This is a genomic window from Bellilinea sp., assembly GCF_034432615.1.
In the GTDB taxonomy this organism is placed as follows: Bacteria; Chloroflexota; Anaerolineae; order Anaerolineales; family Anaerolineaceae; genus Bellilinea.
On the sequence record NZ_DAOUBL010000138.1, the window covers coordinates 1 to 6,511 of the forward strand.

Annotated in this window: 5 protein-coding genes and 2 pseudogenes; 2 read left to right on the top strand and 5 right to left on the bottom strand. The window is 56.7% G+C overall.

Annotation, left to right across the window (positions count from 1 at the left end; translation table 11 throughout):
- Positions 1-263: pseudogene (locus VAE48_RS06210) on the top strand (pyridoxal phosphate-dependent aminotransferase family protein); the annotation flags it as partial.
- Positions 264-412: 149 nt separating this feature from the next.
- On the opposite strand, the gene VAE48_RS06215 reads toward VAE48_RS06210, so the two are convergent.
- From VAE48_RS06215 to VAE48_RS06225, 3 genes are all read right to left on the bottom strand, one after another.
- Positions 413-1,563, bottom strand: a protein-coding gene (locus tag VAE48_RS06215) for an IS3 family transposase (RefSeq protein WP_416181026.1) whose coding sequence is annotated in 2 segments (ribosomal slippage) — positions 413-1,314 and positions 1,314-1,563 — 1,152 coding nt in all. Because the reading frame shifts where the segments join, the coding sequence is not laid out codon by codon here.
- A 974-nt stretch (positions 1,564-2,537) separates the two neighbouring features.
- On the bottom strand, positions 2,538-4,130 hold the full coding sequence (locus tag VAE48_RS06220; RefSeq protein WP_322792452.1) for a tRNA uridine(34) 5-carboxymethylaminomethyl modification radical SAM/GNAT enzyme Elp3: 1,593 nt from the start codon (positions 4,128-4,130) through the stop codon (positions 2,538-2,540).
- Positions 4,131-4,170: 40 nt separating this feature from the next.
- Entirely contained in the window at positions 4,171-4,380 is a 210-nt protein-coding gene (locus VAE48_RS06225; protein WP_322792453.1) for a hypothetical protein, read from the bottom strand.
- A gap of 95 nt (positions 4,381-4,475) precedes the next feature.
- Between VAE48_RS06225 and VAE48_RS06230 the strand changes: the two genes are divergently transcribed.
- Positions 4,476-5,228: a class I SAM-dependent methyltransferase gene (locus tag VAE48_RS06230; RefSeq protein ID WP_322792454.1), complete on the top strand. Its 753-nt coding sequence runs from the start codon at positions 4,476-4,478 to the stop codon at positions 5,226-5,228.
- 360 nt (positions 5,229-5,588) lie between these two features.
- Here VAE48_RS06230 and VAE48_RS06235 read toward each other — a convergent pair whose 3' ends face one another.
- Together VAE48_RS06235 and VAE48_RS06240 are read right to left on the bottom strand one after the other, a co-directional pair.
- On the bottom strand, positions 5,589-6,245 hold the full coding sequence (locus VAE48_RS06235) for a ribonuclease HII (RefSeq protein ID WP_416181027.1): 657 nt from the start codon (positions 6,243-6,245) through the stop codon (positions 5,589-5,591).
- Positions 6,223-6,511 (bottom strand): annotated as a pseudogene (locus VAE48_RS06240) (glycosyltransferase family 2 protein); the annotation flags it as partial. The pseudogene VAE48_RS06240 and the gene VAE48_RS06235, both read right to left, overlap by 23 nt.

A 6,511-nucleotide genomic window follows, 5' to 3' on the forward strand; every position in this document is an offset into this window, starting at 1 on the left:
AGCCGGCGCAGGCCCGTGCGCGCCAGCGCCGGCTGGGCTGGGAACTGCCCAATACGCCGGCACCCATCCTGTGCCTGCGGGCGCGTCCGGGGGTGGATTTGGCGCGCCTGCGCGCCGGATTATTCGAGCGCGACATTTGCGTGGCGCATGTCACTTCGTACAGCTCCACCCCGCCCGGCGGCGCCTTGCGGATTGCCATTTTTGCCACGCATACAGCAGAGCAGATCGAACGACTGGTGGAGGCGCTGGGAAAACTGTTGTAAAGGTCGGTGCGGGAGATGTGCCTGCGCGCAAGCGCTAGCGAACGCGGCAATTTCCCGCACGGCCCCCACCCACCTCCCCCAATATCGCGAAAGCGATATTGGGGGAGGCATGTAGTGGACCCATAAAACTGGACACAAAAATAGCAAAGCTAAGGGGTATCCTCCATGGAGTTGAGTGCCCAATTGGCTTCAAACTCAGCCGGGGTGAGATATCCCAAAGAAGAATGGATGCGCTTTTGGTTGTAGACATCCTGGATAAACTGCCCAATCTGGTGTTTAGCATCCACAAAGTCGCGGTAATCTGACAGATCCACCTCCTCTTCTTTGACCGTCCGCATGAACCGCTCGGCATAACCGTTTTCTTCGGCCTTTCCGACAGCGGCCATGCTGATCCGAATACGATATTTTTTCAACTCGTCCAGATAGACATGGGCAGCGTAAGTCCCGCCTTGATCACTATGATGGATGAAGGGTACCCGGTCACTCAAGCCCATCCGCAAGGCAGCCAGGGTAAGTTGCGTGTCACAAGCCATGGACAGACCCCAACCACGCACCGCTCGGGTAAAAACATCCAGTACAATCGCCAGAAACACAAATCCGCTTCCCAGGCGAATGTAGGTCACATCCGAAACCCAGACCTGCTCAGGATGCGTGATTTCCAGTTCCTTGACCAGATTCTCATATCGCGGATAGGCATGACGACTATCTGTCGTGCGGTATCCTCTCCGCTTGATCGGCCGCAGCCAGTTCCGCTGGCGCATCAGGCGCTGCACCCGTTTGCGGTTGATGCGGTAATTATACGGCGCTCGGCGTAACTGGTGGGTCACGCGTCGGCTGCCATACCGCGGATACTCCCCAACCACTTGTTGCAGGTCCGCTTCCAACTTGCTTTCGTCGGCTGGATGAGCCGGGTAGTAATAGGTGCTGCGCGGCAGGCTGAGCAGCTCACAAGCCAGCTCAACCGGCATTTGCAGGGTTTCACGCATGGCTTGCACCGCTACTCGCTTTTCCTGGATGTGAAGTCCGAGTACCTCAAGACTTTTTTTGCCGCTTCCAATTGCATGATCAAGCGCCCAACCATCCGCTCCAACTCATCAATCCGTTCTTCATCCCGATTTCTGCCTTTCGGTTGCTCGAATACCTGGGCTGCTCGCTCCAGAAATTCCTGCTTCCAGCGTGACAGCACCGTGTCTTTGATCCCGTATTCGCGGCTGGCCTGCATCAGCCCTTTCTGACCGCTGATCATTTCCAGCACCACCCGTACTTTGAACTCTGGATCGTACTTGCGTCGGTTGATCATCCTGGACTCCTTCCTCATAGTGTACCCTCCCCCTTAGGGTACTGTCCAGTTTTTGGGGTCCATTACAGCAGGGAGGGGGTGATTCCCTTCAGGGGGGACTCCTCGCTTCGTTCGGAATGAGACGGTTTGGGGCGGAGGAACATTGCTTGACAAGGCGAAAAAAGATGGATCGCAAAGACGCAAAGGATACTCTTTTTTTCTCTGCGTCTTTGCGCCTTTGCATTGAACGGCGTCGCATCTGTAAGCAGCTAAGACGAACACAAAATAGCCTGCCCTTTTGAGCAGGCGTCAGCGAGCGAGGCAATCTCCCGAAGCGGGGTTGATCAGCTTTCTCATATCTTACAGAAATCTGGATGAAACCGGTAGGCGGGAACTTTTTGAGGGGGTTTGTCGTATACCTATAAAGAAATAACCCTGCGCTTTTTAATGCGGACTTTACAAAATTTTTATTTGATTTTGAGCAGAAATTTGCTACAATGAGAATATGAAATGTCTGCACAAGCAGGGGGCCGTGAGTATGAGACCTGACTCGACATCTGGTTAGGTCGGAACGAACCCCCCGGACAGGTACAAAACCCGTCGAAGGCGTGAACCCTTTGGGTGAAACGAGGGTTATATTAATTCAAGAGCCTCCTGATGTGTGGAATTTCATCCGGCTCCTTTTATCTGGTGGTCCTTCAGGAGGAGGAGGTCAAAATGGCTACAGTGGTTTATCTGGTTGTTGCAGCGGTAGGGACGATGTTCGTGGCGCTCAGCCTGATCGGTCTGCAATCCGAAGAACGCAAAAATTGAGGATGAGTTTGCCCTCGAATTGCCCCTGCCTGTCGTATCCACCCCGCCGAGAGAATCGCCCTGTTCGGTTGCGGGATACTTTTCTGCGCCTCTAAGCCGGGACTTGCGCCCGGTGGAAGGGCGCCGTCCGTACTCTTCCTGATCGCCTCTCCCGCATGACTCCCTCATGCGGGAGAATTTTTTTATTTCAGTTCCTTCACCATGTAGAATTCGCCCATTGCAAAGCCGCGTTGCTGGTAATACCGCCGCGTGCCGATGGCGGCAATCACCGCCATCCTCGCGAATCCCCGCTGGCGGGCAATTTCCTCGGCGGCCTGAATCAGCCGCGTGCCAACTCCGCTGTGCTGGGCTGCCCCCTGCTGCTCCATACCCACCGGCAGGGATTGGCCGTAGACATGTACCTCGCGGATCAGGGCTGCGCCGTGCAAATCGTTTAGGCCGATATCCGGCGCCGCGGGCAGAGGCAACGAAAGGCGCAGGTAACCGGCAATTTTGCCGTTGGAGGTACGGTAGTGCAGGAAATGCTCTTCCGCCTCGGCGGCGGTATAGGTGTAATCCTGAAAAGACAGGGTTTGCGGGTCAACTTTTTCGCCGCGCACCTCATGGCAGCGGATACACCCGCAGGTCTGCCCGCGCCGTTGTAATTCCGCCAGCACATCCTGCCGCAAACTGGTGCGGCGGTTGCCTTCCACCACGTGGGTGGAGGGAATATCGCGGATCACGCGGTTGACCCGGCAGTAAGGCGGTATGCCAGGTTTGAGGTCGGCAATCAGGTCAATCAATTCTTCGGTGGTGTACGGCCGGTATTCACCGCGCTGCCAGTATTCGTACAGATCGGCATTTTCCAGCAACTGGCAGGGATAAATTTTGATCTCATCCGGGCAGTAACCCTGCCACAGGCGTTGAAAGTCCTGCCGGTCGCTTTCGGGGGTTGCCCCCAGCAGATTGGGCATCCAGTGCAGCACCACTTTGAAGCCGGCGGCGCGCAGCAGAGCGGTGGCTTGCAGGGTTTGGGCGGCGGTGTGTCCGCGCTGGTTGAGTTCGAGAATACGGTCATCAAGCGACTGCGCCCCCATCTGCACTTTGGTCACCCCCAGGTAGCGCAGCCAGGCAATTTCACGGGGGGTGATTTCATCCGGGCGGGTTTCAATCACCAGTCCCACATTACGGCAGGCAGCCGTTTCGTTGGCGCGCTGGGCATCAGCCAGCGAGGCCGAGTCGAAGCCGTTCATGGCATCGAAGCAGCGCTGCACAAACCACTCCTGATAGTCACGGCGGTAGGCGCTCCACGTCCCACCCAGAATCAGCAGTTCTATTTTATCGGTTGGGTGGCCGTTGGCACGATAGGAGTCAAGGCGGGTTTGTACCTGCCGATAGGGGTCAAAGTCGTTCTGAAAGGCACGCGCCGCGCCGGGTTCATCCGGCAGGTAACTTTTGGGCATGCGCACATCGGTCGGACAGAAGATGCACTTGCCCGGGCAGGGATAGGGCTTGGTCAGCACGGTTACGGTGGTCACCCCGGAAAGGGTGCGCACCGGCTTCATGCGCAGGCGGGCAAGCAGATCATCATCTTCCGGCCATTCGCCGCTTTCGGTCAGCGTGCGGTAAGCCGCAACCAGCAAGGATTTCGAGAGGTAGCCGCCCCCCGGCAGTGGGCGGCGGCGCACCGCCTGAAAGACATCCACCCCGCTGCGAATCTCCTCCAGCACGGCGCGGGCGTATTCCATTTTTTCAGGCGTCAACTGGCGGTTTGCCAGCCAGAGTTGTTTGTCCATCGGGTTAAACCTTATACCGATAAATGAGTCTTATCTCAGGTTATGCATATTCATAGACCGGTACCTGCACATAACGGCTTGGTTTCCTTTTTTTCCAAACAATTTCCTGCAGTCGTTCCACAGTTTCCGGAGCAAAAAATTGTTCTCCTGTTTCTGGATTGACACGCGCAGGTACACCAGTAATCAAAATAAGCGTGCCTTCCAATTCAAGGGTATAGGTCACTTTTGTTTCAATTAACTTCTCTTCCATAAATTCACCACAAAATTATAACGCCTTGAGGTCATTAATGACATACTTTGCGGTATGATTGAGCGCAAACCAGCCTGCATTTTTGTGTAAAACCCATGCGTTCTGAAACGATCCAGAAACTTCTTGAGATTAATGACCAATTTTACCAGAATTTTGCGGCCGCCTTCGCCGCCACCCGCCGGCGCATTCAACCGGGAGTGCGCCGTGTATTGCAAAACCTGCCGGTTGGCGGAAGGCTGCTGGATTTAGGCTGCGGTTCCGGCGCGCTTGCGCTGGAACTTGACCGCCGCTGGCAGACCGGCTCCTACCTCGGCCTGGATGCCTCCCCAGCGCTGCTGGCGGAGGCACGCGCTGCCTTGCGCGCTGCCCCGTCCGGCGGGGTGGATATCCGCTTTGCGCGCGCCAACCTTGCCGACCCCGATTGGGTGGAGGTGGCGGCTGCCTATCCGGTGGATGTGGTTCTGGCCTTTGCCGTCCTGCACCACATTCCTTCTACCGGCCTGCGCCAGCAAATTTTGCGGCAGGTGAACAGCCTGCTGCCTGCCGGTGGTTTGTTCATCCACTCCGAATGGCAGTTTCAGTACTCGCCGCGCTGGCAGGCGCGCATTCAGCCCTGGTCACGGGTCGGAATTGACGAAAACGATCTGGAAGAGGGCGATACGCTGCTGGACTGGCGTCATTACCTGCCCGGGCAGCCCGAGCAGGTCGGATTGCGCTATGTCCATCTTTTTTCGCGCCAGGAGTTGAGCGCACTGGCCGGGCATACCGGTTTTGCCATTATTGAAGAATTTGAATCGGACGGCGAAGGCGGCCGGCTGGGTTTGTATCAGGTGTGGAGAAAGCAGTAAATAACGTCAATTCGGAATAAATCATTTTTACATCAACTTTTGAATTTTCGTCCCCCTCCTGCCTCCCCCAAAATCGCCCCTGCGATTTTGGGGGAGGTGCAGGTGGAGGTGATTGCCATTGCATGCCAGGTTTTGATCTGATCCCGAGCTCACCGTTAAGTGCATTTTCACCCCGCCTTAAAAAAAGCGACTGGGGTTGGGGCAAACCGCCCCACGATGAGACGCTTGGCGACTCATCCCAGACGCAATGCTAATTTATACCATAACAAGACGATTTTCAAGTATTTTTGACCTGAATTTTTTCAATTGGAGTTCAACCAACTCCTTTGCTGCATAGACAAATCAGAAATGCGTAACTCTCTAGTGGGTAAATGATTTGATAACCGGCCTGAAACTGCGCCGGTGCAGCGGACAGGCGCCCAGCGCTTCCAGAGCGGCGCGGTGACGGGCGGTGCCGTAACCCTTATGGGCGGCAAACCCATAACCGGGGAAGTTGTCTTCCTGCGCACGCATCCACGCATCGCGGGCCGTCTTGGCCAGCACGCTGGCTGCGGCTATGCTCAAAGACCGCTGATCGCCGCGAATCAGCGCGGTTTGGGGAATGTTCAGGCGGGGTAAGCGCAGCGCGTCAATCAACAAATGGCACGGCGTGATACCGCTGGCTTGCAAGGCGCGCTGCATGGCCAGCCGGGTGGCGGGCACAATGCCCTGCTGGTCAATTTCACTGCAAGAAGCCTCACCAACCCCCCAGTAAGCGGCAAACCCGCGAATCTGCTCGGCCCACTGCTCACGCTGGCGGGGGGTCATCTGCTTCGAATCGCGCACGCCGCGCAGCGCTGTTTCTGCATCACAAAACGGGGGCAGAATGACCACCGCCGCAAACACCGGCCCGGCCCACGCTCCGCGCCCGGCTTCATCCAGACCGGCAATCAACCGGCAGCCGTTTTCCCACAATTGGCGTTCCAGGCTTAAGTCGGGCGGCGCGCAGCGCTTATTAGAGGGAAGAGGGGCGGGCATCATAAACCCCCTGTTGAGCATTGCGACGGATGAGCAGCAAATCGCGCACTACCTGCCGCAAATCCCGGAGCAGATGCACCTTACTTTCGGGGTTGAAATACCACGGAATGGGCAGTTCGACAATTCGATAACCGCGCCGGCGGGCAATGTAGAGCGCTTCCACATCAAACGTCCAGCCGTGAATGGTCACCAGCGGAAAGATGGTGCGGGCTGCTTCTGCCGAAAAGCACTTGAAGCCGCACTGGGTATCCCGCAAGCCGGGCAGG

Bases quoted from the DNA above. Each gene is read 5' to 3' on its own strand.
- VAE48_RS06220 (WP_322792452.1), bottom strand. From the start codon at position 4,130: ATGGACAAACAACTCTGGCTGGCAAACCGCCAGTTGACGCCTGAAAAA.
- VAE48_RS06225 (WP_322792453.1), bottom strand. From the start codon at position 4,380: ATGGAAGAGAAGTTAATTGAAACAAAAGTGACCTATACCCTTGAATTG.
- VAE48_RS06230 (WP_322792454.1), top strand. From the start codon at position 4,476: ATGCGTTCTGAAACGATCCAGAAACTTCTTGAGATTAATGACCAATTT.
- VAE48_RS06235 (WP_416181027.1), bottom strand. From the start codon at position 6,245: ATGCCCGCCCCTCTTCCCTCTAATAAGCGCTGCGCGCCGCCCGACTTA.